Below are 26195 nucleotides of genomic sequence, written 5' to 3'. Positions count from 1 at the left end.
AACCCATTAAAGGATAACAGCCGCTTACAAAGGCTCCATACTCTGCGGTAACGGTTAACATTACTTATATGTTATGCAGGAATAACTGCTCTATAGTTGCTCCTCAAATTATAAACAGCTGCTTCCGTGTCTGCAATATAATGATAATACCATACTTTTTTTATTTCTTACACGTTTTCCACAGCAACAAAACAGAAAAAGGTTAACTTCTAAGTCTATATCATACCATAATGTACGGATTTTATAAAATATTCTATCAATATGTATACTGTCTATACTCCTTTTAGATACTATAGTTGTTTAACTCATAATACGGGGGACAGAAAATGGAGTTTCGTGTTATTACAAAAGAAGAATTTGATATGTATTGGGAGCTGCGGCTTCACGGATTACGAGAGCACCCTGAACTCTTCAGCGGAAGCTACGAAGAATTTGTGAACCGCCCTTTAACAGAGGTTATGGAGATTTTTCCGAACGATGATCATCATTTCGTTCTGGGGGCATTCGATGAACAAAATATGTTGATGGGAATCGCTGGTTTTCGACAGGAAAAAGGACTGAAGATGAAACATAAAGCCTCTATTTGGGGAGTATATGTTAATCCGGATAGTCAAGGCGGAGGCGTTGGAAGACAGCTTATTCAAGCTATGATAGATAAAGCATCAACTATCTCCGGACTTGAACAACTGCTTCTTACAGTTGTAGCCGATAATGAAAAAGCAAAAAGTTTATATAAATCTATAGGTTTCAAAGAGTTCGGAACAGAACCACATTCTTTAAAAATTGGCAATGGCTACGTAGATGAAGAGCATATGGTGTTGTTTTTATAAAGTAATATTCTCGTTAGTAAAGCCATTCTTTACCCTCTTTTGATGGGAGCTTAATTTATTAGAATATTACTCATTAAAAAAGGCCAAAGGATTTCCCCTTCGGCCTTTCAATATTATAAAACAGGTTCGATGTCTGCTTTTGGAGCTTCGAACGTTACTCCAACAACATGAACGTTTACTTCTTTTAAGTCCAATCCCGTCATTGTTAACAATGCTTGACGGATATTATCCTGAATTTTTTGAGCAACAGCTGGAATAGATACGCCAAAGTACATTAGAACATAGATATCAACGATAATCCCATCGTTTGTAAGCTCTACTTTTACGCCTTTTCCGTGATTTTTCTTACCCAGCTTTTCCACAACACCGGCAGCGAAGTTACCGCGCATTGCGGCTACTCCTTCTACTTCTGTTGAAGCAATCCCCGCGATTACCTCTATTACTTCAGGAGCAATTTCCACTTTTCCAAGCGTTGTTTCTTGACCCATATCTAATATATTTTCAGCCATGCTTATGCCTCCTTTATAATTATTGTGTCACAAGCTCATGCTGTTCTAAAAACTTCGTATTGAACTCACCTTCAACAAAGTCTGGCTGTTCAAGAAGCTGCAAATGGAACGGAATTGTCGTATGTATACCTTCAATGACAAATTCGCTCAGCGCCCGCTTCATTCTTGCAATTGCTTCTTCTCTCGTTTTACCATACGTAATCAGCTTAGCGATCATGGAATCATAATACGGAGGAATCGTGTAGCCCGGATATACAGCTGAGTCAACACGGACGCCATATCCACCTGGAGGTAAGTACATTTGAATTTTCCCAGGAGATGGCATAAAGTTCTTTGCAGGGTTTTCAGCGTTAATGCGGCACTCCATTGCCCACCCATTAAACTGAACTTCCTCCTGTGTAAGAGAAAGCTTTTCACCTGATGCAACCCGAATTTGTTCTTTAATTAAATCTACACCAGTCACCATCTCAGTAACAGGATGCTCTACTTGAATTCGAGTGTTCATTTCCATGAAATAAAACTTTTTATCTTTATATTCGTAAATAAACTCAACTGTTCCTGCACCAGTATAGTTTACTGCCTCTGCCGCCTTGACTGCTGCTTGCCCCATTTCCTCACGTATAGAGGCATCCAGAGCTGGTGATGGCGTTTCTTCCAACAGCTTTTGCAATCTTCTTTGAATCGTACAATCACGTTCTCCTAGATGAATTACATTTCCATAGGAGTCTGCCATAACTTGAATTTCTACATGACGGAAATCTTGAATATACTTCTCGATATATACTCCTGGATTTCCAAATGCCGTACTTGCTTCTTGTTGAGTGATTTGAATACCCTTGATAAGCTCTTGCTCGGAATGTGCTACGCGAATACCTTTTCCTCCGCCTCCTGCAGTTGCTTTGATGATAACAGGATATCCCATCTCATTTGCAAGTTCGATAGCCTCTTCTGTACTTTTAATAATCCCTTGAGAACCCGGAACAATCGGGACTCCTGCTTCTTCCATTGTATCACGAGCCACGTCTTTTGTACCCATTTTTGAAATTGCTTCCGGACTCGGACCGATAAAAATAATATTACATTCACGGCATAATTCTGCAAAATCTGCATTTTCCGCCAAGAATCCATATCCTGGATGAATGGCATCACAAGCAGTAAGCTTAGCAACGCTAATAATATTAGTTAAATTCAAATAACTTTCCTTGGATAAAGTAGGACCTACACAGTATGCTTCGTCTGCCAATTGTACATGTAATGCTTCTTTGTCTGCTTCAGAGTAGACAGCCACTGTTTCAATATTCATTTCTTTACATGCGCGTATAATTCGAACAGCGATTTCTCCTCGATTTGCAATCAAGACTTTTTTAATCATATACATACCCCCTTATTATGCGGTAATGAAAAAAACGTAACTTGGGCACGCAACAGCCTCAGTTTTCAGGCGAGTATTTATTTTACAAGGAACAATGGCTGTCCATATTCAACAAGTTGTCCATTCTTCACAAGTACTTCTACGATTTCGCCAGTCACTTCTGCTTCGATTTCATTGAATAATTTCATAGCTTCTACAATACAAACCACTGTCTCTGCATTGATGCGGTCCCCTACATTAACATAAGAAGCGGCATCCGGAGATGGAGAAGCGTAAAATGTCCCTACCATTGGAGAAGTGATTTTTTGAAGATTTGCATCTTCTTTCTTAGGCGCTTCTTCTACTTGTGGCTGAGGAGCACTGACAGCTACTGGAGCCGCAACTTTTTCCTCAACAACTGGAGCAACTGCTACTGCCTGCTTAGGAGCTTCCTGGTATGTTACCACTGTATTTGCCTGCTTTTTCATTCGGATTGTTGCACCATCGTTTTCATATTCGAACTCATCAATATTTGAGCCGTCAATTAGTTTAATTAATTCTCGAACCTCTTGAATTTTGAACATGTTCATCCACTCCCACTTTGTTGTTTATACATTCATATTACGATAATATTTTGTAAAATTTCAATAATTTTTATAGCTCCGTTCACTTTTTAACAGAGTATAAGTGTTTTTTTAATAACTTTTACTACCTAGTAATAATAGCAAGTTATATGCAAAATTGGCAAGACCACTTTAAGTAGAGACACTTATAAATTTATACTTTATATATATTTTACCAAAACTTACTATTTTATTTACAGTTTATTTACGGTTTCTATAAGTCTCTATGATATGGTTAGTTCTGGAATATATTAAGAAGGGAGCCTATACTATGATTTGGTTATTATTACTTATACCTGTAGCTGCTGTGTGGTTAATTGTCCTTTTTATTCAGATGCGATGCGGAAAAAGCAACCGTCGTTTCCAAGAACCTTTGATTTACTATATGAAGCAACATCACTATATGGAAAGATTCGAAGCTGGCGGCAACGAGCCTGTCGTCCTAAAAAGGCTGCCCGTTTGAAAACTGTGTAGTATTTCGAAATTTACAATATAGATTCCCCTTTACTGAAGACGCTCCCTTTGCTTTACCGAGGGATAATATACTAGATTAAGTATAGCATTAAGCAAAAGAATGATTTTAAATGGATATAGTTATCCTGTTTCATTCTTTTCACCGCAAAGCTACTCTATTTTTATCTCATATTATGAGTGGGTGAAAGCAGCCCTAAAAATTCTATATTTGCTCTAACTAAAAAAGCTATCGGGCTGCGACCCGATAGCTTGCTTTTATTGTATTGGCTCAAACTGTACTGCCACATTCTTCGTTCCTAGCTCTCCTCTTACAAGCTGAATAATTTTATTGGCTTCCTTAGCAGATGATTTTTGTGCTTTTACAGTAATACGTACCTCTTCTCCATCCGCGCGAACTAAAACTTCTTTATATCCATTTGTTTTTATTAATGTTTCCAATACTGCTTCCTTGGCTTCAACATTGTCTAATTCTTGCAGCTGATCATACGCTTCGTTCTTTTTCTCAGCAGATACACTTGCAGAACCCATAACTTCTTGTAATCTTTCTTTCATTTCATCTCTTTTTTCTGTAAGATTTAAACGAAGCTGTGCAAAGTAGTCATCTCCTGTGCCAAATACTGTTTCTTTTTCCTCTTTCGCATTTGTTTTTTCAGAAGCTCCCTGTTCCTTCGCTGCTTCTTTTCCTTCTTTCATCGGAGTTGTTACCGGATTTGTTGGAGGGCTGTCCGGAGTTGTAACATAATAAACCGATAGCACCACCACTAAACTCAACATCGTTAATAACCAAACTGTTTGCTTTTTCACCAAATTACTCTCCTCCTCAATTCTTTTTAGGTAAAACTGACACGCGATGGCTGGATACCCCAAGCATCCTCGTAACAGCTTCCACAATCATTGTTTTTACTTTTATGTTATCAGCACCCTTTGCCACAATCAGAACGCCTCGAATATCCGGCTTTTCTGTTTGAATGACGATAGGTGTTTCTTGATCACCTTTACGTGTAATAACCACCTTTTTTTCTTCTGACTGATCTTCTACGTCACGCTTTCCTCCTTCTCGATCTGTTTCATGAGTTTGCTGTGAACGCGTTACAGTATCCTTTTCTAGTATTTTTAATTCTGAAGATTCTAGATTGACAACAACTGTCACATCTTTTACTCCCATAACCTTCTCAAGAGCTTCTTTCAACTGCCGTTCGTACTTTTCTTCATATTTGTCTATTTCGGAAGAACTTTTGCTCTTGGATGCAAATGCAGGAACATCGTTAGATTCTTGTTGTTGTGTTTGCTCTTGAAATACCGGGTTTACTGCTTCCTTTACTTTCTTTTCCGACAACATATTACTTGAGAGCATGAGCAAAATTCCTATTGCTAACAAAATAACCACAAGCTTAGGTGTTAATTTTTTACGAGTTTTCACGTCTTCCTCATTTCCACTAAACAGCTTGCTGAAAAAGGATTCTTTTTTATTGTCACTCATTCGTTCTTCCTGTCCCCCCTTCCACTACTACACTAATTTTCTTCTCTTCTAGCTGCCATTCCCTTGCGAGATAGTTTTGTATATCTGAAGATGTATTGTCCTCCAAACGGGATTGATACGGCGTATCGGTATTGATTTCAACCTTTTTTACTGTTTCTATTGTCGTTGACCGCTTTGACTCACCCTTTACAACGGTTACAGTTACTCCAGCAAGATCTTCAACAGATTGAACCTCCTGCCTTCCTTCTTTAACGGTCAACCTCACATCCGCCATTGTTACTCCATATTTCTTTTGCAAGTCTTCTGCAACTTGTTTTTCCATTTGGACAGCCATCTGTTTTAAAATATATGCACGTTGTGAGGCTTGTATTTCTTTTTTCTTTACATCTATTAAATTTTCTACATTTCCGTTTGCAACATAAGCTTTATCATTAAAACTTGAAATAACTTCATTGATGTCGGTATGCAGCAATTTAAACAAAGGATTTAAAATTAACACGATAAGAAGCAAACTCACGACAAACTTTACATATTTTTGCATACTTGAATTTGGAAGCAGCATCGTAATAACGGTTGCCAGAAGGATAAATACGATAATATTATGGATCCACTCCGTAATGAATTGCATATCTTCACCTCCTCACCGCATCATAAGTGTCAAGTTCCCTGCTGCAATGACGATAGTAATGCTTAAAAAAAACATAAATGAAACAATTGCTAAGCATGCAAAAACATAGATGACACTTTTTCCGATAATATCAATGCATTGAATGATAGAATTGCTTCCTATTGGCTGCAATACAGCGGCTGCAAATTTATAAATAAAAGCGATGGAAAAGATTTGAATAGCCGGAAAAGCAACAATTAAAAGCAAAATAATAACACCAGCAATACCTACTGTATTCTTTAATAGAGCTGAAGCAGTCAACACTGTATCTGCAGCATCAGTAAACATTCGTCCAACAACCGGAATAAAGTTACCCGTAATAAATTTTGCCGTTTTTACAGCAACCCCATCCGCTACTGCAGTCGCTGTCCCCTGCACCGAAAGTACCCCGAGGAATACTGTGAGAAATACTCCGATTAAACCAACGCTGACATTCTGCAGCAACTTGGCCAACTTGGTTACTTTATACTGATCGCTCATCGTACTCACAATGTTAAGCAGTGTTGCTAAAAATAAGAGCGGCAATACAATATAATTCATCAGCATTCCGCTTGTATTCATTAAAAATATTAGAATCGGGTGAAAAAAAGAGACAGACACAACTCCACCAGCGGTTGCAATCAAAGCCAAAATAATAGGCATAAGAGCCAAAATAAAATCAATCATGGTTTGAATTGCATCTTTGGCATAGGTTGTTGCAACATAAAAACTATTTAAAGCAAATACTATAAGTACCATGTATACAACTGCATCAGCTATTTTTCCCACACTGCTTTTATCAAAAGCTGATTGCAACGACTGTAAAAGTGCACTAAAAACCGTCAGTAAAATCAACGTGCCGAGCAACTTTCCATTTGCAATCAGAGCATGAAATAAAAATTTCATTAAACCTCCAAACCATTGCTTCAATGAAATCTGCTTATCACCTTTAATAAATTCTATAAAGCTCCCTTTCTGGCTTTCAGGAAGGTAGCCTCCATATCTAGTTACTAGATCATCCCAATACTTCTGTATATCTTCTACTCCTAATTGTTCCAGTTGTTGATTGACTATATTTTGCTGTGGGGGCGAAGCTTGTACAACTACTGGTAATGAAAAAAACAAAAGGAATAAGAAGAAGGCCCTGATGCTTGTCTTACGTATCATCTGCTCACCCCTTTTTCACCTTATGAATTCGGTAAAAATCCAAGAATCGTTTGAATGACCACTGTTAAAATCGGAATTGCCATCACAAGAATAAGAACTTTGCCCGCAAGCTCGATTTTAGAAGCCAGGGCACCTTGTCCGGCATCCTTTGTAATCTGCGCCCCAAATTCTGCTATATAGGCAATTCCGATAATTTTGAGCAGTGTCTCGACATATATCGTATTCACCTTGGCTTCACTAGCAATGCGTTCTACCATTTTTAATACTGCACTGATTTGATCAATCAAAATTAAAAACATAACACTGCTGACAAATACAATAAACATGGATGTAATACTCGATTTTTGCTGGTTCAACACCGCAGCCAAAAAGGTGGCAATCAACCCTAGTCCCACAATTTGTAAGATTTCGATGATAATACCCCCCTTTTATTGAAACAGGAACACACTTTTAATTTTTGCAAATAAATTATTGAGAAGAAAAGCAACTTGAAACAGGATCACAACAAATCCTACCAATATCACCCAGTTTGCAATATCCTCTCTTTTTAGCTCCTTTAGAACTGTATGAATAAAAGCGAGAATAATACCGATTCCTGCAATTTGAAAAATTAACCCTACGTCCATGGACATTTTGTTTCACTCCTTACAGAAGTAGAATAATAATAAGCAAACCTGTTAGAACACCTAGGCTTTTCATCATTTTTTCATAACGCAGCTGTATATCCTTGGCTTCACTTTCTTCCCTTTCGAGATGATTAATCGCTAAACGAATATGCTTTTGCTGCGAATCACGATCGTGTTGACCAAGAGTCTCACCGAATTGCTTCAGGATTTCATATTCCGTACTCTTAAGAGCCGTAAACTTCCAAACCTCGTCTAGACTAGCTTTCCATGCTGTTCTTACTGTTTTTTCACCTTGCTCTAAGTGTGTTTGAAAGCTTTGAAACATCCAAGACAGCGGCTTCGGAATTTGTTTGGCCAGCCGGCTTGCCGCCTCGCTTAAAGGAGTATGACCATACATGATTTCTGCTTCTAGAGATTGCAGTGCCGCTTTAAGATATCGAAGCTGGCGAGGACGATCACTGACCTTTTTCGCAAACTCAAATCCAATCCAGGATGTTGCTGCTAAAATAAAAACTGCCCCAAAAAGTTTTATCATTTCCTCCCCACGCTCACTTTTGACAATTGTTCTTTTCCATCTTTATTTTTAATATTCATAACGGTTCCTGGTCCTTTTGTTTTAGACAACTCAACAAACCTTTCAAATATACCAAGCTCCACTATTGCCTTTAAAGAAGGACGTTTAAATAAATCCTCATATTCATATCCATGAGCCGTTACAAACAACTGAACACCTGCATTAACCGCTTCTATAATGGCCTCGCTATCCTCCTGTCGTCCAATTTCATCAACGATTAAAATATCCGGGCTCATTGAACGAATGAGCATCATCATTCCCTCAGCTTTGGGGCAAGCATCTAAAATATCAACTCTTGTCCCTAATTGATACTGAGGTATTCCTTTGAGACACCCTGCAATTTCAGAACGCTCATCTACAATCCCTACCTTACAAGATGGAATTCGCTCCTCTTCCGCTCCAATACTCATTATCCTTGCAAAATCCCGTAGCAGCGTCGTTTTTCCTGTTTGTGGCGGCCCAATAATCATTGTATTAAGCCAACGCTCCTTATATAAATAGCGGACTAAGGGGTCAGCAATTCCAATTTTTTCACGAGCGATGCGAATATTGAAAGAAGCAACATCACGAATTATCTTGACCATTCCCCCCTCTGTTACTACCTTACCAGCAAGACCGACTCGATGACCGCCTCTCAATGTCACATAACCACGCTTCAACTCTTCCTCCATCGTGTAAATTGAGTACTGACTAAGCTTATTCAATAAATATATCCCGTCCTCACTTGTTGCTGTATATTGAAGAAATTGCGGTTTACCACTTATAACGCACTCAAGAGGACGGTGTATACGTATTCTAATTTCTTCCATCCTCTCTTTTAAAGAAGACGGTATTTGTTGAATAATAGCTCCCATCTCTTTTGGTAAAACATCTAATATTTCTTTCATGACTGTCCCTCACCATAATGTTTTATTTAAATACAGCAATCAAGATACACCCTACTCCTAAAAATAGAAAAAACAGCTTTAGAAACGAGATGTCATTGGAAATACTTAACACCCCGATAGTCATCGTAACTATTAACACTGTAGGTCCTACGAATGCTAATAAGCTATTGACGACAAGCGCTTTTTTTACATCGTTCAAATATAACATTACTAATGCTGCGCATACTTCAATGCTGCCAGATACCATGCGAAGTACTGCCATAGCCAAAACAGAAGTTTCAATCACCGCTAGCCATTGCTTCAAAATTCCACCTTCTATCTTCACTGTACAAAAGAACACGTTTGTACAACCATATGCCGAGGTTGTCTATTTCAGAAGCAAAAAATGTGCGGAAACAGAAAAAAGCACCCGTGAAAATCACGAGTGCTTTCGTAGACATATAATGTTATGCGCGAGAAACGTACCTAGCTTCTGATGTATTAATAATTAGTGTTTCACCTTCATTAATAAAGATTGGTACTTGTACAACAAGCCCCGTCTCCATTGTTGCAGGTTTTGTTACGTTAGATGCTGTATCTCCCTTGATACCAGGCTCTGTCTCCACTACTTTTAGCTCAACAGTGTTCGGAAGCTCAACACCAAGCGTTTCCCCTTGATAAGTCATGATATATATTTCCATATTTTCTTTCAAGAATTTCAATTCGTGCTCAATTTGCTTAGCAGGAAGCTCAAGCTGCTCATATGTTTCATTGTCCATAAAAATATGCACATCTCCGCTTGCATACAAGTACTGCATACGGCGATTTTCAATGTGAGCTTTTTCTACTTTCTCACCGGCACGGAATGTTTTTTCTTGAACAGAGCCTGTGCGAAGATTACGCAGCTTAGAGCGAACGAATGCTGCTCCTTTTCCCGGCTTTACATGTTGGAATTCCATTACTTGCCAAATCCCACCATCCGTTTCAATTGTTAAACCTGTACGAAAATCATTAACTGAAATCATGTAGTAGATCCTCCTGTATGATTATAAAATAATAAGTTCTTTTGGTGAATGCGTTAATACTTCATTACCTTCTTTGGTGATAACAATATCATCTTCGATACGTACGCCGCCAAGCCCTGCAACATAAATTCCAGGCTCACACGTCACAACCATCCCCGGCTCCAATACAACGTCAGAACGGGAAGATAGACCTGGACCCTCATGAATTTGAAGGCCAATACCATGTCCTGTGGAATGCCCAAAATACTCTCCATATCCTTGTTCTGTTATGTAATCACGAGTAAGATTATCTGCTTCACGGCCGGTAATTCCCGCCTTGATTCCCTTCACACCGAGAAGCTGTGCTTGTAATACGATATCATAGATGTTTTTAAGTTGAGGAGATGGCTCTCCTACAGCTACCGTCCGTGTAATATCGGAACAATACCCTTTGTAATATGCACCAAAATCCAATGTAACAAAATCTCCCGCTTCAATCAATTTTTCAGAAGCTACCCCGTGTGGCAATGCAGAGCGAAGCCCAGACGCTACAATAATATCAAAAGAAGAAGATGCTGCTCCTTCCTTTCTCATAAAGAACTCAAGCTCATTGGATACTGCAAGCTCAGAAACACCAGGGCGAATGAACGATAAAATATGATCGAATGCAGCATCAGCAATCTGTGCAGCTTCCTTTAATATCTTAATCTCAGAGCTTGTCTTAATCAAGCGTAATTTTTCTACAAGCCCAGATACCGGAACAAGTTCTGTCTGTACCTTTTCAGCATATGCCTGATAAGCACTGTATGTAAGATCGTCTTGCTCAAAGCCAAGTTTTTTAATTCCTAAAGCTTCTACCTGCTTAGCAATTTCAGCAGGAATAGTCTCTTTATGTTGAATAATTTCATAGCCTTCTGCTTGCTTAGCAGCCTGTTCCATATAGCGGAAATCAGTAATAAATAAAGCTTTTTCAGTTGTAATCAATGCTGCTCCGGCAGTTCCGGTAAAGTTCGTCATATATGTACGGTTATGGCTGTTAGTAATTAATAAAGCATCAATTCCAGCCGTCTGAAATGTATTTCTTAGCTTTTGCAGCTTTTCCATATTTATTCCTCCCGAAACTTCTCAATTAATCCTAACAATGCTAATTTGTATCCATAGAAGCCTAGACCGATAATTTGTGCGACAGTAACAGGCGCAGTAACTGATACATGACGGAATTCTTCGCGTTTATGAATATTTGTAAGGTGGACTTCCATGACTGGAACAGAAATACTTGCTATGGCATCTCGAATCGCATAGCTGTAATGAGTATATGCTCCCGGATTTATAATTACACCGTGAAACTCCTTGTCTTCAGCCTCGTGTAGCTTATCAATGATAGCTCCTTCATAATTGGATTGACAGCATACAAGCTCTATTCCTTTATTTCTAGCATATTCCTCTAGCTCTTTTTCGAGCATTTCCAAAGTTTTCTCTCCATACACACTTACTTCTCGCTTTCCTAATCGATTCAAATTAGGACCGTTGATGAGGAGTATTTTTTTCATATGTATAACTCCTTACGAAAAAAGAATGTTCATAGAACATTCTAACATAATCACTACTTATTTGAATAGTTTGACTAACTTCCTTGAGTTGCTCTGTTTTGTTCACTTGCCTCGTATGAAACGGAATAAGCAATAAAAACACCGTATAGTATATACAAACACCCTGTAGTAACCAGCGTTTCTTTTGTGAAATCTGTTATACCTTTCAGCGAAGGGATAAAGGAGCTCATTCCTAAAAATAAAGCAGCCCATATTGCTAATCCAAATATAATGCCTGGGGATATTCCTTGAAATTTCTTCAAAAATGCTCCATACAGAAGAGCAAGCAAAATAGAAATGACACTAAGAACCACTACACCTGCAAATTGTCCCCATACTCCGTTCTTCCAATTGCCGAAGGCGAATGGAAGAAGCAAATAATTTGGTCCAACTTGGGAAAATGAAAAGATATGAAAAACATACCACACAAGACTCCAAAAAACGCCTCCAAACAGCCCTATAATTACAACTTTCGTTATAAACGACTGTTGTCCTTCTTTCTTATTCTGCTCTAATTGCTCATTTCCCAATTTTCCCACCTCCGCTTAGTAGTATGTCCAAATTAAAATCTATTACACTAATTACGTTTAAAATCAGACAAATGTGTCTATAAAAGGAATATACACTGACCATGCAACCTTAGTAATACTTGTCAGAAGACGAGCATTACAGCTACAATAAAATAAAAAGATAGATACAGGTTGGTGTTCACATGAAAGAGGAGACAAAACAAATCTATGGAGGGCAAGCGGTTGTAGAAGGAGTTATGTTCGGCGGCAGAGAATATACTGTTACAGCCATTCGTAGAAAAGACAATTCTATCGACTATTTTCGCTTACCTCGCCATAATAACAAAATGTTAGACTTATTCAAACGAATTCCGTTTCTTCGCGGAATCGCAGCAATTCTATACGCCAGTTCAAACGGAGCTAAGCATCTGAATTTTTCCACAGAACGATTTGATACAGACCCAAACGATGATGAAGCAATCGGGCATAAAAAGGAGGAACAGTCTAAGCTGACCATGTGGCTTGGAGCAGCTACTGTCGGCATTCTCTCCTTTATTTTCGGAAAAGTCATTTTTACAGCTGTTCCAGCTGTATTAGCACATTTCACAAAACCCGTCTTCTCTTCCGATATGGCACAAATCTTGGTAGAGAGTGTAATCAAACTAATTTTATTATTAAGTTACATTTATTTCGTTTCCCTTACTCCCATTATTAAGCGGGTATTCCAATATCATGGCGCAGAGCATAAAGTTATAAATGCCTATGAAAACAATTTGCCTTTGACTGTAGAAAACGTACAAAAGCAAACAAGACTTCACTATCGTTGCGGCAGCAGCTTCATCTTATTTACTGTGATTGTTGGCATGTTTATTTACTTTCTTGTACCGACAGATCCGCTGTGGGTACGAGTTGGCTACCGAATTCTTTTAATTCCAGTTGTGCTAGGGATTTCATTTGAAGTGCTGCAGTTTACAAACAGGCTTCGCAACCTCCCTGTTTTACGCTTTTTGGGCTATCCAGGGCTTTGGCTTCAACTGTTAACAACTAAAGAGCCTTCTGACGACCAAGTAGAAGTTGCAATCGCTTCTTTTAACGAGCTTCTTCGCTTAGAAAACGCAAAAAATTAATTTTTTTGTATTTATTCATCAACTAAACAAGTCCTTTTTAATAAACTATTTAAAATCGTGTTCTTCTGGGAGGTGTTTCATATGAAAGGACGTTCTTTTGCTACAATGTTTTTCGTTTTTATTATTGGCTTGTCTTTGTTTGGAATTGTATACTACGGAGTAAATTTCCCAGCAGATTTACTTAAAAAAATTATCACTATTGTTATTGTGGCAGGTGCTATTTTTATTCTGTATAAGCTGTTTACAAACTCGAATTCCCCTGGCAAAAATCGCGCCTCATATGATCGTGCTGCAAAGCAGTCGAAAAAGAAATACGCAGGACAAAAACAAAATATCACTCCCCTTGCCAATAATATATTAAAAAAAGCGCCTTTAGATTTAAAAGGAAAAAAAGGCACTTCCTTTTTAAAAAAGAAACGAAAACAAACACACCTGACTGTTATTGAAGGAAAAAAGGGTAAAAAGAAAAACCGTGCATCTTTCTAGATACACGGTTTTTCTTTTTTATACAATCCTATATGGATTTCCTGATATATATTTATACATATCCTCAGATAAAACCAGTTCTTCACTAAAATAGTCATCTTGCAGCTTAAACAGCTCACCTTTGTTCTCATCGCTTAATTCGACGAATTCACCTTCAAACACGTATGGATTTCCACTCAAATATTTTCTCATCTCTTCTGTTATCATTCTGCTCCTCCTTTGCCTTATATTTATTATATCTATTTATAAAGATAATTAAAATACTTTACGGAATTTTCTTTATTAAATAAAAAAACAAAACAGATCAAAAAATATTATGTTTGTTCACTTATAAAAAGGAGTATTGTTTTGTGAAAACGAAATTATTAATTAATTAGCTAACAAATCTTTAAATGACTGCTGTATATATCTTGTATGCCCAGTTCAACTTTTTGATGACACCTCTTCTCAAAAAAGACAAAACATTCTAAATAGTATAATAAAGACTTCTCAAACCATCTGCATTCTGTTCCTAACCTCCATCCCAAGATATAAATTATCCAGTTTAAAACAAAGCTTTATTGCAAGAAGAAAAATAGAGCAAATCAAATAGACGCTGATTTTACAAAAGCACCTAATCAATAATAAAGGAGAGGAAACATCATGGGTTTCTTACTTTTTTTATTAGAATGTATGTGGACAGTTGGGTATTTAGGTATTATCACACTGCTGCTAAATGCAGAATGGGTATTATTGCAAGATCAATGGACACAGGTGTTAAATCCGCTCTTCCACATTTATATTCTCTTCAAAACATTAACTATTCCCCTTACATGGATATTGCTTTTTCTTTGTATAGTAAGCTTTCTTTTTCTGAACAAATTGGAACAGCACAAAGAAATAAATATGCAAAAAGGAAGCGCTTAGGCTTCCTTTTAGCTGTTTTGCTCTTCATTTGTTTTCTGAATGCCGCGCAACGTTTCCACACGCAAGGCATCTTCTTCAAAGTATTGAACTAAATCACCAATTCGATCGATTGCTTCCCAACTAAGGTGATGTTCAATTCCTTCAACGTCCTCATAAATCTTACTTTCATCCAGTCCAATAATACGCATAAACTGCTCTAACAGCTCATGACGGTCCACAAGACGTTTTCCAATCTTTTTCCCTTTCGATGTTAGCACTAATCCTCTATATTTTTCGTAGATGAGATATTGATCTTTATCAAGCTTTTGCACCATTTTTGTTACAGAGGATGGATGTACATTCAGAGCTTCTGCAATATCCGATACACGTGCGTATCCTTTTTCTTCAATAAGCATATATATTTGTTCTATATAATCTTCCATACTTGGGGTAGGCATCGGCTTCCTCCATCCATTTCTATTTATGTACGTAAACCAAATCATTAAAATCATACAATAGAAACGGTGTTGTGACAAGGGAGGATAATCGTACCTCCCTTTATCCATCACCTAAATTTAAAAATAAACTATCTTCTCAACTGCATTAAGTAAAATACTGGATTTCAGCATCCGGAAAAAATTCTTGAATATACGAACGTATTGTTTGCTCTAGCCGTGTGGCATCGTCTGTCTGATATACATATTTCCCGATTCCATAGCGCCCCCATTTATATTTTCTCTTTTCCTCATCCATTTCTAACTTTGTATTGGGGTACCGCTCTTGTATTACCTTCTTAGCAGGCTTAGTAAAACGGTGTTGAATGAGTTCAAAGGATAAATTCGGCAATGATACATCCTTTAAAGAGTTATGAAGACGCTCAAATAATTCATAGTATCCCTCTTCCCAATCATCATGCATATACAGCGGAGCAACAATAAATCCAAGCGGATAGTTAGCATGAGCTACTTTTTTTGCCGCCTCAATACGATCTTCAAACGGAGAAGTAGCCGGTTCAAAATTTTTAATTACATATCGAGAGTTAATACTAAAACGGAAACGTGTTTTTCCATTATGCTGAGCATCTAATAAATGATCCACATGGGAAAACTTTGTAACAAACCTTAAATTTCCATATTCAGTTTGCCCGATGAATTCAATTGTTTTTTTCAACGAATGGGTAAGATGATCAATTCCTACAATATCAGATGTACATGCTGCCTCAAAACGTGTAATCTCTGGTGCCCTCTCATCTATATATTTTTGGGCCTGGGCAAAAATGTCATCGAGATTTACATATACACGAACATACGGCTTGCTGCCGAGAGTCGTTTGCAAATAGCAATAATGGCAATGTCCCATACATCCCGTAGCAAGCGGAATAGCATATTCAGCTGAAGGCTTAGACGTATCGAACTTTAATGTTCGCCTTACCCCTATAACTAATGTAGATTTCGCATAACGATACTTTTGAAGTTCATTATCGCCCGGCAAATCTCGAATTTGATTATGAGAGGTTGTTTCTCGTACCTCTAACCCCATGCTTGTGAATTTATCATACAACTCTTTTCCTAGCGGATATTCTAATGCTTGCGGCTCAAAATACACCAATTTCGGAAGAAACGGCTTCAATAGCTACTCATCTCCTTCTCCTATTCCTCTCAACTGTAGTATGAACCTTTCGTAAGAAATGGATAAACTTAAAACTTTCCATAAAAATATAAGGTTTCATTGTATATTTCTATGCTTGAATGTTTTAAACCTAAAAATAACTGTGTAATTTTAGAAATCATAATTAAGATAAGAAAAATACAAAATAAAGAGGTAAAAGGTTGACTTACCTCTTTTTTTCTTTGTATTATATTTCTTCGTGAGATGAATTTTTATATACAAGGACTACACTGAGATATGAGAGGGGAAGAGCAAATGTCTGTGAAAAAACAAACGCAAGTTCGAACAGGAAAAATGGTTCGAGAGCTTATGCTTGATGATAAAGATGTAGCAGCTTCATTAATCATGGTATACAGCAACAACGGAAGAAACGAAGAAATCAAAATAGAAGGACTGACTCCTAAATCAAACGAAGAACTGTTTTTAAGCGGAAATGTAGATTGGAATCACAGTGTGATTTATAAGATTGTTGACTTCGCAGGAAAAGCAGAAGTAGGAAAAGTCACTATGGAATCCATGAATAAGAATAATTTAACACTTAAGATTGAACGTATTATGTGGAGCAAGGAAAAGAACGGCGAAAAGCAAGAAATGGAAGAAGAGCTTAAAGAAGAGCTTAAAGAAGAATTTGAAGAAGAAATTCAGCCTGTGGTCGAACTGGAAACTCCTCAAGAAAAACCCGTAGACAAGCAGGAAGAAAATAAACTTACGCTCGTACATAAAGAGCCGAAACAAGAACAGCCTGCTGTGAAAAAAGAAACAACGCCACTAATTAAGCAAAAAGCAGTCGCAACAACGGTTCCTCTACAAAAAGCAACACCTTTTTCTTCAAAAACAGAAGACCATTATCAATGCCTAGTATCCAAGGCAACTTCAGTATGTCATGATTATGATTTAGGAATGGATATTGACGACTCCATTGAACAACTAAAAAAAGAATTACAAACACAAAATGTGTATGTCCCCTTAGACAAAGATGTAATGGACGTTGTAAGCCAACTGCGTCAGCTAAAAGAAAAAGGGCTTAATCTCGATAGTATTTATAAACTTATTTAAATAAAAAAGATGGAGTGAAACTCTCCATCTTTTTTATTTTTTATAATTCCATTCATCGTTCTCATATTTTTCTTTAGCAAGAGTTTGTACTTCAGTCATTTGCTCGTCCGTTAGCTCATATGGTACTAGTTCCACATTCAACCCTTTTTCAAACCCTATTTTAAATGCTTCTGTAAGCTGATCAATCGTAAATGTTCTATCTGTAAGTTCATTAATTGCTACTGCTTTTGAAGAGAACATTTTTTTCATACGCTCTTTTACTTTTTCGTTCGGGAATAAAAATAAGTCATACAAAGTATCTAAATCTATATCTAATGGAATAGAACCATGCTGTAAAATAACACCTTTTTGTCTTGTTTGTGCACTTCCTGCAATTTTTCTTCCTTCCACCACAATTTCATACCACGAAGGTGCATCGAAGCACACAGCAGAGCGAGGATTCTTCAAGTCCTCCCTCTCTTCCTTTGTTTTTGGTACAGCATAATAAGCATCCAGACCTAATGTTTTAAATCCTTCTAAAATCCCCTCGGATATGACACGATACGCTTCTGTAACCGTACGGGGCATATCTGGGTGGTCTTCAGATACAATTACACTGTAGGTAAGTTCTTTATCATGAAGAACACTTCTGCCTCCTGTCGGTCTTCGTACAAATCCAAATCCTCTTTTAGACACTTCCTCCATATTAATTTCCTTTTCTACACGTTGAAAATATCCAATAGATAGAGTAGGAACTTCCCATTCATAAAATCGAACAATCGGAGATAATTTTTTTTCGCTTTGCCAATTGAGTAAGCATTCATCTAAAGCCATATTAAATGCTGGCGAGCATTTTCCAGAATTTATGTAGCACCATTTTTCTTTTTCCATTACGCACCTCTTATACTGTAATTCTCTCTATAACCAGGGCATTTTTAACAAATTGTTCTATGTTTCCAGACAATCATTTTTTCTTAATCAGTCTATACAAGGAGTACGGAGCTGTTTATTACTTAGATGAAAAGCATTTCCCTGCTTATAGAATCTGTACTCTATACATCAGTGTACCAAAATCGACACAATTTGTGAAAAAATATGAAATTCTCTTCTCCAAAATAGCTGAATATATTGCATTCATCTGTAACACCATTATAATATTTATGGTAGGATTACAAAAAAGGGGTCGATTTAATCGTGTCAAACAGTATAACTATCGCGTTATCTATCATTGTTGCGTTCATTGCATATTCTGTTGTTATGTACTTTTATCAACGCAAACTCATTAAAACGCTTACGGAAGAAGAGTTTCGTGCTGGCTATCGTAAAGCACAGCTTATCGATATTCGCGAGCCGGATGAATATAAAGCTGGTCACATTTTAGGAGCACGCAATATACCGTTATCACAACTTCGTATGCGCTACAAAGAAATCCGTGAAGATCAGCCTGTTTACCTATATTGCCAAAACGGCATGCGTACAGGTCGTGCAGCACAACTTCTAAAGCGTAAAGGTTATCGTAACCTTCACCAACTCAAAGGCGGATTTAAACTATGGAGTGGTAAAATCAAGAAAAAAGACTAATGAACAAAGGGCATGGAACTATTTTTCCATGCCCTATCATTTTTAACAACATAATTTATTCTAGTTCGCTGCTATTTAGTTACCTTGCATATAACACCTTTTCCCACTTTTATATACAAGAAAGATTATTCATTAAAATTTTGCAGCTGAACAGCCTGTGTTTGAGTTATCTGCCCGTTATCGTCCTTTATATATAACACCAAAGTGATAACTCCAAACGAGGGAAGGTCTTCTTTTGAAATGTGAACCTGCACTGACCAAGGCTTGCTCATATCGGTGCTTGTTTCTTCTACATATTGATTATGTCCATCTTCAACTGAATAGTACCCTTTACTCCATCCTTGAGCCGCATCCCCCGACAGTTTGTAGTTGCCGTCTTTTCCTTCTACTTTAATGTTCTGTGGAAGCTTGTCCATTTCTCAATTGGTTTCTTTTGATCGTTCTACAGTAAGGATTTTTGTATCAGTCAGCATACTTGGCTTTACTTCTTTTTCATTGATTGTTCTCGGAAGAAGCTGGAAAGTAATAATATAGGTTTTTTCGGGCTCTAATTGCCCCTTCCAAGTATCTTCCCATATTTTTGTTTCACCTGGTTCTACAGGTAAATCAATCAATGCTTGAGTAAACATTTTCCCGTTAGAGTAACGATAGATTTCTCCTTTTCCTTGTTCGCTTACAACAATTTCAAACTGATGCCCTGATGAAAATTGCAGGTAAGCTGGATTTTCTCCAGTGTTCTCTAATGATAATGTAAAATGAACTTGATTCTCTTGTACTTGGGCTTCTCCATGGAACTGTAAATCTGACGAAATAGGGATTATAACAGGCTCTGCCGGCTTCGCATCAGACTCTGCCGTTTTTTTGGTTTTTGCTTGATTGCTTTGTTCTTCTGCGCACCCTACTAACGCCAATACCGACACTAACATACATAGTGCTATCCGTCGCATAGTAAGCTCCCTTCTTGTGATTTTGTCACTATCCTTATTGTACCAAATTACATTTATATTGTTTACCATTTGAAGGATTATCTGTTTCATTGTTGTATGATTGTAAAAATCACATAACATAGCGAGTTAAAAATACAGTGACCCTTCATCAATTTTAGGACAATCCTATCATACGAGCAGAAGCCGCCCCAATTCTAGGGCGGCTTCTGCTCGTATGATATAAATTACTTTATATTCTATGTGGGATTATTATACCACGGCAGTCAATGAGTGTATGCATATAATCATCAGATAAAAAATGGTATTTATTTACAAAACCTTAAAAATATCCCCTTAAGCCTTTATCAGGGACTTCTAAATGTAGGAGAAAATATAACCTTTGTTTCTTTTGAAATGTTTTTACAAAATAATTTCCCTTTCTCTTGAGTACCCATTCTACAATATGAGATACCTTTTGTACCTATCTCTCCTCTCTTCTCCTATATCTACTTTTTACTAATCCATACATTAGTAAATCATAAAAATACCCAAGATAATATTGATATTCCTGCAATGCCCCTTCTTCTAAAAAATCCAGCTTTTCAAGCACTTTACGAGATGCATAATTTTCTTTTCTTACCGTCGCACCGATTCGATTTAAATTCATTTGTCGAAATCCATACGAAATAACAGGGTGAAGCACTTCGGTCATAATACCTTGTCCCCAATACTCTTTAGCAATTTCATACCCTATTTCAGCACGGTAATGCAGCTTGCTCCAGTTATGGAATCCAATGGTTCCCATTAAAATATCGTCTTCCTTTCGAGCAATTGCCCAACGAATAGCATTCCCTGTTTGGAATCCATTTTTCATTTGCATAATCAAGCTCTCGGCTTGCTCGCAGCTGGAAAAGGGTTCAAGACCATAAAAACGAACAACCTCTTCATCAGAAAAGTAGCGAAACATCAGAGGTGCATCTGTCAGTTTCAATTCTCGCAATACAAAACGGCTAGTATGTAATACTGGAAAATCTCTAAAAGTTAAATTCATCCTTCTCCCCTCCTTATTTATACCTTATCTGTTTTTACAAAAACTCCTTCTAATTCTATACTTTTCATTAATAAATACAGAAAGGAAAAAGACAGCACTTATGGAAACAAGTAACTGTCTTTTTCCTTTCTATATAACGTAACCTATAAGTAATAATTACAAAAGGAGAAACAAAGCTGTATGGAAAGCATTGTTCATAAACGTATCTTACTCTTCTTTTTGTTTCTTGTATCTTCCATACTCATTACAAGTACGTTGTATTATTGTATAAAGTTTATATATCTATCAGAAGAGGTCATGCCGCCTAACGAGTCAATAATCGAAATAAAGACAAATAGACAATGAACAAGTCAGCTTGTCAGCTGCTGACTTGTTTTGCTATTTTTCAAACTGATTTAACATTTCCTCTCTCATTCCAAAGCTGATAATACCTGTGCCTATGTACATCAATACTAATAAAACAGGATTGACAGATGTATACCAGCCTGTATCTAGAATGACACAAATAGTTAATGCCCCTACCGTTAAAAATAAGAAAACAAATAAATAAAAACTAATTTTCTCTCGCATAGTCTATTCCTTTCTTTTCATTCATTACTCACACTCATCCTCTTATCTCAGCCTAAGTAATTTAATTGAACCTTCACAATTTCCTTACAGCGTATAGGAATGAGTGATCCCGTACTGTCTATAGCCGTGATACGTTCATTTTTTGTAACGTGCTGAATCACTCGCTCTAGCATTTTTGATTTATCCTTATAGTAAAACTCTTTTATATCTCCTATTATACTTCCATTTGCTAAGTGATACGTCAACTGGTATCTCTTAAAGTTCACTCATGTCCCCTCCCGAAAAGTTCAAACATTCACATATCGAGTGTATATATACCTATCAAACCTATTGGAATTTGTCCCTCTCAGTATATAATAATAATAATTCTCATTCAATCACAAAAACCATCGCTTTTGTTATAGTTTTGTTAAAAATTTATGCTGCTGTGAACATGTATCCTATTATTTTATAATTGAGCTGCTTATTCACGAGTCTTTTAGCATCAGCCAATATCCATTGCACGATAAAAACCAACAGGAATAGAGTATAGATCTATAGTTAAGAAATCCTATTCCATTTTGATTCACCATGCAAGTTAATTTTTAAACAAAGTAAAAAAGCTCGCCTTAAAATAAGGCAAGCTTTTTTAAACTTATGCTTTTTGATAACGTAAAATCGGCTTACGTGCAGCCATTGTTTCATCCATACGATTTACAACTGTATTATAAGGAGCTTCTTGCACCACTTCTGGTGTTTCTTCTGCTTCTTTTGCAATTTGAATCATAGCCTCGATGAATGCATCCAGCGTTTCTTTTGATTCTGTCTCCGTCGGTTCAATCATCATACATTCTTCCACATTTAATGGGAAGTAAATTGTCGGTGGATGGTAACCAAAGTCTAACAGACGCTTCGCAATATCAAGAGCACGCACGCCAAGCTTCTTCTGACGACGTCCGGAAAGTACAAATTCATGCTTACAATGCCTGTTATAAGGAAGGTCAAAATAAGGCTCTAAACGTCTCATCATATAGTTAGCATTTAATACTGCATACTCGGTTACTTGTTTTAAACCGTCTGGTCCCATAGAACGGATATAAGTATACGCACGAACATTGATACCAAAGTTTCCATAGTATGGTTTTACTCGACCGATAGCTTGCGGACGATCATAGTTAAAGCGGTAGCCATTTTCTGTTTTTTCTAATACTGGTTTTGGCAAGAATGGAATTAAGTCTGCTTTCACACCTACTGGACCAGAACCTGGACCACCGCCTCCGTGCGGACCTGTAAATGTTTTATGAAGGTTTAAATGCACTACATCAAAGCCCATATCCCCAGGACGTGCTTTACTTAAAACGGCATTTAAATTCGCTCCATCATAATATAATTTACCGCCAGCTTCGTGGACAATTTTCGCCATTTCTAAAATGTTTTCTTCAAACAGACCAAGTGTATTAGGGTTAGTCAGCATTAACGCAGCTGTATCTTCCCCAACTACTCGTTTTAAATCCTCTAAATCTACTAATCCATTTTCATCGGATTTAACTGTGATTGTCTCAAGACCTGCTACTGTTGCAGATGCAGGATTTGTGCCGTGAGCAGAATCAGGAACGATAACCTTCGTACGTTTGTAATCATTATTAGCTTCATGATATGCACGAATTAACATTAAACCTGTCCACTCACCGTGAGCGCCAGCTGCTGGTTGAAGAGTTACTTCATCCATACCAGTGATTTCTTTTAAGTGCTCTTGCAAATCATACATTAATTCCAATGCACCTTGCACTGTACTTTCATCTTGCAACGGATGAATGTGCGCAAATCCTGGGAAGCGCGCCACATTCTCATTAATCTTTGGATTGTACTTCATTGTACAAGAGCCAAGCGGATAAAATCCAGAATCTACACCATGGTTACGCTTAGATAACGCTGTGTAATGACGCATAATGTCAAGCTCAGATACTTCTGGAAGTTCTGGCTCATCTTGACGAATATAATCTTGTTCAAACAAAGTATCCAACTGTACTTCTTCTACATCTAACGGAGGCAAGCTATATCCAATACGGCCTGGCTTGCTTACTTCAAAAATAAGCGACTGATCTTTATTCATCATTTGTTATCCCCCATTTCCTTCACAAGCATGTCAATTTCTTCTTTCGTACGAAGTTCTGTTACAGCAATTAACATATGATTTGTAAGCTCGGGGTAATATTCACCAAGATCATAGCCACCGATAATTCCAGTTTGCAACAATGCAGCATTTACTTCTTTTACAGAGCGTTTGCAATCTACAACGATTTCATTAAAGCATGGCCCGTTGAAAGCAACTGTGAAACCATTTTGCTCAAATTGCTTTTTCGCGTATTGTGTTTTTGCAATATTTTGCATTGCCATCTCTTTGACACCTTGTTTACCAAGCGCTGTCATTGCTACTGATGCAGCAAGGGCATTTAATGCCTGGTTAGAGCAAATGTTTGAAGTCGCTTTATCACGACGGATATGCTGTTCACGCGCTTGCAGTGTTAATACAAAGCCGCGGCGTCCATCTAAGTCTTTTGTTTCTCCTACAAGACGTCCTGGAATTTTACGCATAAGCGCCTTAGTAGTAGTAAAGTATCCGCAGTGCGGTCCTCCAAATTGAGTTGGGATACCGAACGGTTGAGCATCTCCTACTACAATATCAGCCCCTAATTTTCCTGGAGGAGTTAACACGCCTAGTGCAAGTGGGTTGCTTGATACAACAAATAATCCTTTATGCTGATGAGCAATCTTTTCAATATCAGCCAATTTCTCTACTTGACCAAAGAAGTTTGGATATTGAACAACTACACAAGCTACGTTTTCATTCATTTCATTTTGAAGCATTTCTAAATCTGTCATACCGTCTTTAGTATCAATTTCGACTACTTCCAAACGTTGACCTTTTGCATAAGTGTGTAAAACATCTCTTGTTTCCGGATGAACAGCTTTGGAAACTAAGATTTTGCTTTTGCGTGTATGTCCTGCTGCTAGCATAGCTGCTTCAGCAAGTGCAGTACCTCCATCATACATAGAGGAATTCGCAACATCCATACCAGTTAGCTCACAAATCATTGTTTGGTATTCAAAGATAGCTTGTAATTCTCCTTGAGAAATTTCTGGCTGATACGGCGTGTAAGCTGTATAAAACTCAGAACGAGAAAGTACATGATCTACAATGATTGGATTGTAATGGTCATATACACCTGCACCTAAAAAAGAAGCATATTCTTTGACATTTGCATTCTTGCTTGCCAACTCAGAAAGTTCTTTTGCAAGTTGCGGTTCAGATTTTGCCGGTTTGATATTTAATTCACCTTTAAACTTTACACTTTCGGGAATATCTGAAAACAGTTCCTCGATTGACTCTACACCAATTGTATTTAACATTTCTTTTTTGTCTTCTTCTGTCATAGGAAGATAACGATGCAACATGAATTTTACCCCTCTCCCACTACTCAGTATTTTACTTTGAACGCTTATAGAATGGTATTGGAACAACTACAGCTTTTAACTTTTTGTTACGAATTTGTACTTCTACTTCGGTACCAATTGCTGTGTATTCTTTATTCAACAAGGCAAGACCAATATTTTTCTTTAATGTAGGAGATTGAGTACCGCTTGTTACTTCTCCAATCTTTGTATCTCCAACAAATACTTCATAATGGCTTCTAGGAATACCGCGGTCGATCATTTCAATACCGACTAATTTACGAGAAGCACCGTTTTCCTTTTGGTCTTTTAATACTTCTTTCCCCATGAATGGCATTTCTTTATTTGTTTTTACAGCGAAACCAATACCTGCTTCAATTGGAGTAATATCTTTTGTCAATTCTTGTCCGTATAAAGCTAATGTCGCTTCAAAACGAAGAGTATCACGAGCTCCTAATCCGCATGGCTTTAATCCATCTTCCTTGCCAGCTTCAAGCAGCTTGTCCCAAAGTACGGGAGCATCTTCACTCTTACAGTAAATTTCAAATCCATCTTCTCCCGTATAACCCGTACGAGAAACAAGGGCAAAAATGCCATCAATATTTACATTTTCTTTAAATTTAAAGAATTTAATTTCGCTTAAATTTTCTGAAGTTAATTTCTGTAAAATCTCTTCAGCCTTCGGACCTTGCAAAGCAAGCTGTCCCATTTCAGAAGAAATGTTTGTTACTGTTACATTCCCTTTCACATGAGAAACAAGCCACTCATAATCTTTTTCAATATTAGAAGCATTTACAACTAATAAATAATCATTATCCGCTTTTTTGTAGACTAATAAATCATCTACTGTTCCCGCATTTTCATAACACATTGCGGTATACTGTGCACCGCCGTCTTTTAGTAGAGATACATCATTTGTCATCATTTCTTGTAAAAAAGCAAGGCTGTCTGCTCCTTTTACTTCGATTTCCCCCATATGCGATACATCAAATAATCCTGCAATAGTGCGGACAGCTTCATGTTCTTCCTTAATACTTGAAAATTGTACCGGAAGCTCCCACCCGCCAAAGTCAATTGTTTTTGCTCCATACTTCGCGTATGCATCGTATAAAGGTGTGCGATTCAACGTTATCATTTTGCCTTCCCCCTTATCTATGAAAAACTATAAAAATATAGTTTTTATACT

35 protein-coding genes are annotated in these 26195 nt (G+C 37.4%); 7 read left to right on the top strand and 28 right to left on the bottom strand.

The genetic code is table 11. From position 1 onward, the window contains the following. Positions 1–326: 326 nt before the first annotated feature. On the top strand, positions 327–830 hold the full coding sequence (locus J7Q84_RS08395) for a GNAT family N-acetyltransferase (RefSeq protein ID WP_209094073.1): 504 nt from the start codon (positions 327–329) through the stop codon (positions 828–830). Between the two features lie 113 nt (positions 831–943). Here J7Q84_RS08395 and J7Q84_RS08390 read toward each other — a convergent pair whose 3' ends face one another. The 3 genes from J7Q84_RS08390 to accB all read right to left on the bottom strand — a co-directional run bounded on the left by J7Q84_RS08390 (position 944) and on the right by accB (position 3274). Beyond that, positions 944–1339, bottom strand: a complete 396-nt coding sequence (locus J7Q84_RS08390; RefSeq protein ID WP_209094072.1) for an Asp23/Gls24 family envelope stress response protein — start codon at positions 1337–1339, stop codon at positions 944–946. Positions 1340–1358: 19 nt separating this feature from the next. Beyond that, positions 1359–2711: an acetyl-CoA carboxylase biotin carboxylase subunit gene (gene accC / locus J7Q84_RS08385; protein ID WP_209094071.1), complete on the bottom strand. Its 1353-nt coding sequence runs from the start codon at positions 2709–2711 to the stop codon at positions 1359–1361. 77 nt (positions 2712–2788) lie between these two features. Continuing rightward, the gene (accB, locus tag J7Q84_RS08380; RefSeq protein WP_209094070.1) at positions 2789–3274 is read right to left on the bottom strand and encodes an acetyl-CoA carboxylase biotin carboxyl carrier protein; all 486 of its coding nucleotides are present in this window, start codon (positions 3272–3274) and stop codon (positions 2789–2791) included. A 310-nt stretch (positions 3275–3584) separates the two neighbouring features. Here accB and J7Q84_RS08375 point away from each other — a divergent pair, with 310 nt between their 5' ends. After that, positions 3585–3776 (top strand): hypothetical protein, encoded by a 192-nt coding sequence (locus J7Q84_RS08375; RefSeq protein WP_209094069.1) that lies wholly within the window; start codon positions 3585–3587, stop codon positions 3774–3776. Positions 3777–4042: 266 nt separating this feature from the next. Here the strand turns inward: J7Q84_RS08375 and J7Q84_RS08370 are convergent, their stop codons facing one another. The 13 genes from J7Q84_RS08370 to J7Q84_RS08310 all read right to left on the bottom strand — a co-directional run bounded on the left by J7Q84_RS08370 (position 4043) and on the right by J7Q84_RS08310 (position 12269). After that, the gene (locus J7Q84_RS08370; RefSeq protein WP_209094068.1) at positions 4043–4594 is read right to left on the bottom strand and encodes a SpoIIIAH-like family protein; all 552 of its coding nucleotides are present in this window, start codon (positions 4592–4594) and stop codon (positions 4043–4045) included. A gap of 13 nt (positions 4595–4607) precedes the next feature. Next, positions 4608–5267 (bottom strand): stage III sporulation protein AG, encoded by a 660-nt coding sequence (gene spoIIIAG / locus J7Q84_RS08365; RefSeq protein WP_209094067.1) that lies wholly within the window; start codon positions 5265–5267, stop codon positions 4608–4610. Beyond that, positions 5260–5895: a stage III sporulation protein AF gene (spoIIIAF, locus tag J7Q84_RS08360; RefSeq protein WP_209094066.1), complete on the bottom strand. Its 636-nt coding sequence runs from the start codon at positions 5893–5895 to the stop codon at positions 5260–5262. The genes spoIIIAG and spoIIIAF overlap by 8 nt, the downstream gene beginning before the upstream one ends. A 12-nt stretch (positions 5896–5907) precedes the next feature. Then, complete coding sequence (gene spoIIIAE, locus J7Q84_RS08355) at positions 5908–7080, bottom strand: stage III sporulation protein AE (protein WP_209094065.1); 1173 nt, start codon at positions 7078–7080, stop codon at positions 5908–5910. Between the two features lie 20 nt (positions 7081–7100). Next, on the bottom strand, positions 7101–7487 hold the full coding sequence (gene spoIIIAD / locus J7Q84_RS08350; RefSeq protein WP_209094265.1) for a stage III sporulation protein AD: 387 nt from the start codon (positions 7485–7487) through the stop codon (positions 7101–7103). Between the two features lie 21 nt (positions 7488–7508). Then, positions 7509–7712 (bottom strand): stage III sporulation protein AC, encoded by a 204-nt coding sequence (spoIIIAC, locus tag J7Q84_RS08345; RefSeq protein ID WP_209094064.1) that lies wholly within the window; start codon positions 7710–7712, stop codon positions 7509–7511. Between the two features lie 13 nt (positions 7713–7725). Next, the gene (spoIIIAB, locus tag J7Q84_RS08340; RefSeq protein WP_209094063.1) at positions 7726–8241 is read right to left on the bottom strand and encodes a stage III sporulation protein SpoIIIAB; all 516 of its coding nucleotides are present in this window, start codon (positions 8239–8241) and stop codon (positions 7726–7728) included. Beyond that, a complete protein-coding gene (gene spoIIIAA, locus J7Q84_RS08335) occupies positions 8238–9167 on the bottom strand; it encodes a stage III sporulation protein AA (RefSeq protein ID WP_209094062.1) in 930 nt (309 codons plus the stop codon). The genes spoIIIAB and spoIIIAA overlap by 4 nt, the downstream gene beginning before the upstream one ends. 22 nt (positions 9168–9189) lie before the next feature. Beyond that, positions 9190–9471 carry a YqhV family protein gene (locus J7Q84_RS08330; protein ID WP_209094061.1) on the bottom strand — a complete coding sequence of 94 codons (282 nt, stop codon included), beginning with the start codon at positions 9469–9471 and terminating at the stop codon, positions 9190–9192. A gap of 142 nt (positions 9472–9613) precedes the next feature. Continuing rightward, positions 9614–10171, bottom strand: coding sequence for an elongation factor P (efp, locus tag J7Q84_RS08325; RefSeq protein WP_209094060.1), 558 nt, complete (start codon positions 10169–10171; stop codon positions 9614–9616). A gap of 21 nt (positions 10172–10192) precedes the next feature. Beyond that, on the bottom strand, positions 10193–11254 hold the full coding sequence (pepQ, locus tag J7Q84_RS08320; protein WP_209094059.1) for a Xaa-Pro dipeptidase: 1062 nt from the start codon (positions 11252–11254) through the stop codon (positions 10193–10195). Positions 11255–11256: 2 nt separating this feature from the next. Then, on the bottom strand, positions 11257–11700 hold the full coding sequence (aroQ, locus tag J7Q84_RS08315) for a type II 3-dehydroquinate dehydratase (RefSeq protein WP_209094058.1): 444 nt from the start codon (positions 11698–11700) through the stop codon (positions 11257–11259). Positions 11701–11774: 74 nt separating this feature from the next. After that, positions 11775–12269 carry a YqhR family membrane protein gene (locus tag J7Q84_RS08310; protein ID WP_209094057.1) on the bottom strand — a complete coding sequence of 165 codons (495 nt, stop codon included), beginning with the start codon at positions 12267–12269 and terminating at the stop codon, positions 11775–11777. Positions 12270–12451: 182 nt separating this feature from the next. Here J7Q84_RS08310 and J7Q84_RS08305 point away from each other — a divergent pair, with 182 nt between their 5' ends. Continuing rightward, the gene (locus J7Q84_RS08305; RefSeq protein WP_209094056.1) at positions 12452–13375 is read left to right on the top strand and encodes a DUF1385 domain-containing protein; all 924 of its coding nucleotides are present in this window, start codon (positions 12452–12454) and stop codon (positions 13373–13375) included. An 81-nt stretch (positions 13376–13456) separates the two neighbouring features. Further along, a complete protein-coding gene (locus tag J7Q84_RS08300; RefSeq protein ID WP_209094055.1) occupies positions 13457–13861 on the top strand; it encodes an SA1362 family protein in 405 nt (134 codons plus the stop codon). An 18-nt stretch (positions 13862–13879) separates the two neighbouring features. Here the strand turns inward: J7Q84_RS08300 and J7Q84_RS08295 are convergent, their stop codons facing one another. Next, positions 13880–14068: a hypothetical protein gene (locus J7Q84_RS08295; RefSeq protein WP_209094054.1), complete on the bottom strand. Its 189-nt coding sequence runs from the start codon at positions 14066–14068 to the stop codon at positions 13880–13882. 435 nt (positions 14069–14503) lie between these two features. On the opposite strand from J7Q84_RS08295, the gene J7Q84_RS08290 reads away from it, so the two are divergent. Next, positions 14504–14767 carry a hypothetical protein gene (locus J7Q84_RS08290; RefSeq protein ID WP_209094053.1) on the top strand — a complete coding sequence of 88 codons (264 nt, stop codon included), beginning with the start codon at positions 14504–14506 and terminating at the stop codon, positions 14765–14767. Between the two features lie 8 nt (positions 14768–14775). On the opposite strand, the gene mntR is transcribed toward J7Q84_RS08290, so the two are convergent. Together mntR and splB are read right to left on the bottom strand one after the other, a co-directional pair. Beyond that, positions 14776–15204: a transcriptional regulator MntR gene (gene mntR, locus J7Q84_RS08285; protein WP_209094052.1), complete on the bottom strand. Its 429-nt coding sequence runs from the start codon at positions 15202–15204 to the stop codon at positions 14776–14778. Positions 15205–15349: 145 nt separating this feature from the next. Then, positions 15350–16375, bottom strand: coding sequence for a spore photoproduct lyase (gene splB / locus J7Q84_RS08280; protein WP_209094051.1), 1026 nt, complete (start codon positions 16373–16375; stop codon positions 15350–15352). A gap of 294 nt (positions 16376–16669) precedes the next feature. Here splB and J7Q84_RS08275 point away from each other — a divergent pair, with 294 nt between their 5' ends. Next, positions 16670–17470, top strand: coding sequence for a hypothetical protein (locus J7Q84_RS08275; RefSeq protein WP_209094050.1), 801 nt, complete (start codon positions 16670–16672; stop codon positions 17468–17470). 33 nt (positions 17471–17503) lie between these two features. On the opposite strand, the gene J7Q84_RS08270 is transcribed toward J7Q84_RS08275, so the two are convergent. After that, positions 17504–18340 carry a lipoate--protein ligase family protein gene (locus J7Q84_RS08270; RefSeq protein ID WP_209094049.1) on the bottom strand — a complete coding sequence of 279 codons (837 nt, stop codon included), beginning with the start codon at positions 18338–18340 and terminating at the stop codon, positions 17504–17506. 366 nt (positions 18341–18706) lie between these two features. Here J7Q84_RS08270 and J7Q84_RS08265 point away from each other — a divergent pair, with 366 nt between their 5' ends. Continuing rightward, the gene (locus J7Q84_RS08265; RefSeq protein ID WP_247739169.1) at positions 18707–19030 is read left to right on the top strand and encodes a rhodanese-like domain-containing protein; all 324 of its coding nucleotides are present in this window, start codon (positions 18707–18709) and stop codon (positions 19028–19030) included. A gap of 125 nt (positions 19031–19155) precedes the next feature. Here J7Q84_RS08265 and J7Q84_RS08260 read toward each other — a convergent pair whose 3' ends face one another. From J7Q84_RS08260 to gcvT, 8 genes are all read right to left on the bottom strand, one after another. Then, entirely contained in the window at positions 19156–19446 is a 291-nt protein-coding gene (locus J7Q84_RS08260) for a hypothetical protein (RefSeq protein ID WP_209094047.1), read from the bottom strand. Between the two features lie 3 nt (positions 19447–19449). Then, positions 19450–19977, bottom strand: coding sequence for a BsuPI-related putative proteinase inhibitor (locus J7Q84_RS08255; protein ID WP_209094046.1), 528 nt, complete (start codon positions 19975–19977; stop codon positions 19450–19452). A gap of 460 nt (positions 19978–20437) precedes the next feature. Beyond that, positions 20438–21007, bottom strand: a complete 570-nt coding sequence (locus J7Q84_RS08250; RefSeq protein WP_209094045.1) for a GNAT family N-acetyltransferase — start codon at positions 21005–21007, stop codon at positions 20438–20440. A gap of 378 nt (positions 21008–21385) precedes the next feature. Continuing rightward, positions 21386–21577 carry a hypothetical protein gene (locus J7Q84_RS08245; protein WP_209094044.1) on the bottom strand — a complete coding sequence of 64 codons (192 nt, stop codon included), beginning with the start codon at positions 21575–21577 and terminating at the stop codon, positions 21386–21388. A gap of 47 nt (positions 21578–21624) precedes the next feature. Beyond that, entirely contained in the window at positions 21625–21843 is a 219-nt protein-coding gene (locus J7Q84_RS08240) for a DUF3929 family protein (protein WP_481747539.1), read from the bottom strand. 368 nt (positions 21844–22211) lie between these two features. Beyond that, positions 22212–23672, bottom strand: a complete 1461-nt coding sequence (gene gcvPB / locus J7Q84_RS08235; RefSeq protein WP_209094043.1) for an aminomethyl-transferring glycine dehydrogenase subunit GcvPB — start codon at positions 23670–23672, stop codon at positions 22212–22214. Beyond that, a complete protein-coding gene (gcvPA, locus tag J7Q84_RS08230) occupies positions 23669–25012 on the bottom strand; it encodes an aminomethyl-transferring glycine dehydrogenase subunit GcvPA (protein WP_209094042.1) in 1344 nt (447 codons plus the stop codon). The genes gcvPB and gcvPA overlap by 4 nt, the downstream gene beginning before the upstream one ends. 31 nt (positions 25013–25043) lie before the next feature. Then, a complete protein-coding gene (gene gcvT / locus J7Q84_RS08225) occupies positions 25044–26144 on the bottom strand; it encodes a glycine cleavage system aminomethyltransferase GcvT (protein WP_209094041.1) in 1101 nt (366 codons plus the stop codon). Positions 26145–26195 lie beyond the last annotated feature (51 nt).

Source organism: Bacillus sp. 165, from assembly GCF_017742235.1.
Classification (GTDB): Bacteria; Bacillota; Bacilli; order Bacillales; family Bacillaceae_G; genus JAGHKQ01.
This window is presented reverse-complemented; position numbering and strand designations above follow the sequence as displayed.

Excerpts from the sequence above, each read along its gene's own strand:
- J7Q84_RS08395 (WP_209094073.1), top strand. The coding sequence starts at position 327 with ATGGAGTTTCGTGTTATTACAAAAGAAGAATTTGATATGTATTGGGAG.
- J7Q84_RS08390 (WP_209094072.1), bottom strand. The coding sequence starts at position 1,339 with ATGGCTGAAAATATATTAGATATGGGTCAAGAAACAACGCTTGGAAAA.
- accC (WP_209094071.1), bottom strand. The coding sequence starts at position 2,711 with ATGATTAAAAAAGTCTTGATTGCAAATCGAGGAGAAATCGCTGTTCGA.
- accB (WP_209094070.1), bottom strand. The coding sequence starts at position 3,274 with ATGTTCAAAATTCAAGAGGTTCGAGAATTAATTAAACTAATTGACGGC.
- J7Q84_RS08375 (WP_209094069.1), top strand. The coding sequence starts at position 3,585 with ATGATTTGGTTATTATTACTTATACCTGTAGCTGCTGTGTGGTTAATT.
- spoIIIAG (WP_209094067.1), bottom strand. The coding sequence starts at position 5,267 with ATGAGTGACAATAAAAAAGAATCCTTTTTCAGCAAGCTGTTTAGTGGA.
- spoIIIAF (WP_209094066.1), bottom strand. The coding sequence starts at position 5,895 with ATGCAATTCATTACGGAGTGGATCCATAATATTATCGTATTTATCCTT.
- spoIIIAE (WP_209094065.1), bottom strand. The coding sequence starts at position 7,080 with ATGATACGTAAGACAAGCATCAGGGCCTTCTTCTTATTCCTTTTGTTT.
- spoIIIAC (WP_209094064.1), bottom strand. The coding sequence starts at position 7,712 with ATGTCCATGGACGTAGGGTTAATTTTTCAAATTGCAGGAATCGGTATT.
- spoIIIAB (WP_209094063.1), bottom strand. The coding sequence starts at position 8,241 with ATGATAAAACTTTTTGGGGCAGTTTTTATTTTAGCAGCAACATCCTGG.
- spoIIIAA (WP_209094062.1), bottom strand. The coding sequence starts at position 9,167 with ATGAAAGAAATATTAGATGTTTTACCAAAAGAGATGGGAGCTATTATT.
- efp (WP_209094060.1), bottom strand. The coding sequence starts at position 10,171 with ATGATTTCAGTTAATGATTTTCGTACAGGTTTAACAATTGAAACGGAT.
- pepQ (WP_209094059.1), bottom strand. The coding sequence starts at position 11,254 with ATGGAAAAGCTGCAAAAGCTAAGAAATACATTTCAGACGGCTGGAATT.
- aroQ (WP_209094058.1), bottom strand. The coding sequence starts at position 11,700 with ATGAAAAAAATACTCCTCATCAACGGTCCTAATTTGAATCGATTAGGA.
- J7Q84_RS08305 (WP_209094056.1), top strand. The coding sequence starts at position 12,452 with ATGAAAGAGGAGACAAAACAAATCTATGGAGGGCAAGCGGTTGTAGAA.
- J7Q84_RS08300 (WP_209094055.1), top strand. The coding sequence starts at position 13,457 with ATGAAAGGACGTTCTTTTGCTACAATGTTTTTCGTTTTTATTATTGGC.
- J7Q84_RS08295 (WP_209094054.1), bottom strand. The coding sequence starts at position 14,068 with ATGATAACAGAAGAGATGAGAAAATATTTGAGTGGAAATCCATACGTG.
- J7Q84_RS08290 (WP_209094053.1), top strand. The coding sequence starts at position 14,504 with ATGGGTTTCTTACTTTTTTTATTAGAATGTATGTGGACAGTTGGGTAT.
- mntR (WP_209094052.1), bottom strand. The coding sequence starts at position 15,204 with ATGCCTACCCCAAGTATGGAAGATTATATAGAACAAATATATATGCTT.
- J7Q84_RS08275 (WP_209094050.1), top strand. The coding sequence starts at position 16,670 with ATGTCTGTGAAAAAACAAACGCAAGTTCGAACAGGAAAAATGGTTCGA.
- J7Q84_RS08270 (WP_209094049.1), bottom strand. The coding sequence starts at position 18,340 with ATGGAAAAAGAAAAATGGTGCTACATAAATTCTGGAAAATGCTCGCCA.
- J7Q84_RS08265 (WP_247739169.1), top strand. The coding sequence starts at position 18,707 with ATGTACTTTTATCAACGCAAACTCATTAAAACGCTTACGGAAGAAGAG.
- J7Q84_RS08260 (WP_209094047.1), bottom strand. The coding sequence starts at position 19,446 with ATGGACAAGCTTCCACAGAACATTAAAGTAGAAGGAAAAGACGGCAAC.
- J7Q84_RS08255 (WP_209094046.1), bottom strand. The coding sequence starts at position 19,977 with ATGCGACGGATAGCACTATGTATGTTAGTGTCGGTATTGGCGTTAGTA.
- J7Q84_RS08250 (WP_209094045.1), bottom strand. The coding sequence starts at position 21,007 with ATGAATTTAACTTTTAGAGATTTTCCAGTATTACATACTAGCCGTTTT.
- J7Q84_RS08245 (WP_209094044.1), bottom strand. The coding sequence starts at position 21,577 with ATGCGAGAGAAAATTAGTTTTTATTTATTTGTTTTCTTATTTTTAACG.
- gcvPB (WP_209094043.1), bottom strand. The coding sequence starts at position 23,672 with ATGATGAATAAAGATCAGTCGCTTATTTTTGAAGTAAGCAAGCCAGGC.
- gcvPA (WP_209094042.1), bottom strand. The coding sequence starts at position 25,012 with ATGTTGCATCGTTATCTTCCTATGACAGAAGAAGACAAAAAAGAAATG.
- gcvT (WP_209094041.1), bottom strand. The coding sequence starts at position 26,144 with ATGATAACGTTGAATCGCACACCTTTATACGATGCATACGCGAAGTAT.